This is a genomic window from Micromonospora sp. D75, assembly GCF_018070405.1.
GTDB lineage: Bacteria > Actinomycetota > Actinomycetes > Mycobacteriales > Micromonosporaceae > Micromonospora > Micromonospora chalcea.
Genome location: NZ_JAGPXV010000916.1, coordinates 1 through 1,654 on the forward strand (window position 1 = coordinate 1; position 1,654 = coordinate 1,654).

The 1,654-nt window shown below is 72.7% G+C and carries 2 protein-coding genes and 1 pseudogene; 2 read left to right on the forward strand and 1 reads right to left on the reverse strand.

Annotation, left to right across the window (positions count from 1 at the left end; translation table 11 throughout):
- Positions 1–128: 128 nt before the first annotated feature.
- Positions 129–458 (reverse strand): hypothetical protein, encoded by a 330-nt coding sequence (locus KBX39_RS30645; protein WP_210873888.1) that lies wholly within the window; start codon positions 456–458, stop codon positions 129–131.
- A 331-nt stretch (positions 459–789) separates the two neighbouring features.
- Here KBX39_RS30645 and KBX39_RS30650 point away from each other — a divergent pair, with 331 nt between their 5' ends.
- Positions 790–1,281 carry a DUF3145 domain-containing protein gene (locus KBX39_RS30650; protein WP_013287841.1) on the forward strand — a complete coding sequence of 164 codons (492 nt, stop codon included), beginning with the start codon at positions 790–792 and terminating at the stop codon, positions 1,279–1,281.
- Between the two features lie 27 nt (positions 1,282–1,308).
- Positions 1,309–1,654, forward strand: a pseudogene (locus KBX39_RS30655) (hypothetical protein); the annotation flags it as partial.

The window sequence follows — 1,654 nt, forward strand, 5'->3', positions numbered from 1 at the left end:
GACGAGCCGGACGCGCATCCGCGGGCGATCCGCCACCGGTGAGGTGACGCTGCTGCCGCAGGAGCAGACGCGAAACCGCCCGCCGGGTGATCCCGGCGGGCGGTCGCGGCGGTGCGGGTGAAGGGTGCTCAGCCCTCGAAGACGCCGGCCTCGACCAGGCGCATCTCGGTGGCCTCCCAGCCGTGGTCCGGGTGGGCGGCGGCGAGGCCGTTGATCTCAGCCCGGATCTTGGCGGCGTGGCCGGCGGCGGCCAGCACCCGGATCTCCTCGACGAAGGCCTCGGAGTCGGTGCGCAGGTGCGCGGTCTTGCCGTTGGTCAGGTTGCGCACGTAGGCGTGCTTGCCGCCGTTGAGCGGGATCAGGTACTTGAACTCGCCCAGCACGCTGAGGGCGCCACCCTGGCCAGCCTGGCCGGCCCGGACTGACGCGCGCGCGGTCTTAGAGGTGTTGCTCGCCACGGAGGTACTCCTTGCAGACGTACGGTGGGGACGGAAAGCCGTCCGGGGGCTGTGCGAGTGACGCCCGGGTTGAGCGCCTGCCCGCGAAGATGTACGGCGGCACACAGAACCGCCCAGAGAACTGTACACGACCGCGACACCTGGCTGGTCGTCGCGGCGTCAGAGGGCACAACCGGCTCCACCTCCCGGGTATTTCCCGCCGGCTGGGACCGGCGAATTTTCCGATTCGCTGGCGCACCACCAGTCACACGGGTCATCATGTGTGTCCAGGTACCACTCGGTAGGACGAGGTCGTAGGGGAAGACGCACCTCGGCTCACCGGGAGGTCACCGTGCCAACGCGTGGCGTCGTATACGTCCACTCGACCCCGCTCGCCGTGTGCTCGCACGTCGAGTGGGCGATCGCGCGCGTCCTCGCCGCGCCGGTCAACCTGCACTGGACGGCGCAGCCCGCCGATCCGGGCGCTCGTCGCGCCGAGTGCGGCTGGACCGGCAGCCCGGGGACCGGCGCGGAGCTGGCCGCTGCCCTCCGGCAGTGGCCCATGATCCGTTTCGAGGTCACCGAGGAACCCAGTCCCGGCGTCGACGGCGAGCGTTTCATGTACGTACCGGGCCGGGGCCTGTTCCGGGCCGCCGTCGGCGCGGCCGGTGACATCCAGCTCGGCGAGGACCGGCTGCGCAGCCTGATGGCCGCCGCCCGCAGCCCGGAGGCGCTCGCCCACGCGCTGGACAAGGCGCTGGGCACCGCCTGGGACGCCGAACTGGAGCCCTACCGTTACGCCGGCGACGGCGCCCCGGTGACGCTGCTCACCCGGGTCGGGTGACGGCGGCCGAGTTGCCCCGATACGGTGGGCCGCGTGTCGATTTCCCCGCGGCGCTCCGCCGTCGCGCTCGCCGCCGCCGCGATCGAGGCGTACGAGGAGGACGAGACCGCCGAGCGGCAGCGGTTGCTGTCCACAGCGGCGGGTGGACGCCCGCAGGTGCAGCACCGCAGCGGCCGGCCGCTGGACCTGAAGCTGCGCGGCGTGACCTACCGGATGCGGGTGGCCCGGGTCGGCGCGCACCGGTTCCGGGTCGGTGTCGAGGCCGGTGGCTACGTGCGCACTGCCGACGTCGAGCTGGACCGCTTCGACCGGCACACCGGCCAGATCGCCGTCAACGGCGCCCGGTTCCGCCTGCTCACCGACACCCACGGCC